This is a genomic window from Alkalicoccus luteus (assembly GCF_012034335.1).
Classification (GTDB): Bacteria; Bacillota; Bacilli; order Bacillales; family Salisediminibacteriaceae; genus Alkalicoccus; species Alkalicoccus luteus_A.
Genome location: NZ_JAATHJ010000113.1, coordinates 1 through 255, shown reverse-complemented (window position 1 = coordinate 255; position 255 = coordinate 1). Strand labels below are relative to the sequence as shown.

General features: G+C 54.1%; 1 pseudogene. It reads left to right on the top strand.

What is annotated here, in order from left to right:
• Nucleotides 1-255 (top strand): annotated as a pseudogene (locus HCN83_RS18125) (IS1634 family transposase); the annotation flags it as partial.

Below are 255 nucleotides of genomic sequence, written 5' to 3'. Positions count from 1 at the left end.
TCGTGGCATCCATCGAAGCGCAGATCGATGCCTTGCGGCAGGAGGCAAACGAAGCACATCATAAGAAAGCCTGTGCCCTGCGGGCGCATCCGACGTACGGAAAATATGTGCGGCAATTGAAAGATGGGACTCTCCGTCTCCATAAACAAGCCGTACGCGACGCGAGCAAATATGACGGAAAGTACCTCATCCGCACGTCGGATGATACCTTGTCGATCGAAGACGTGGCGCTTGGTTACAAGCAGCTGTTGGAAG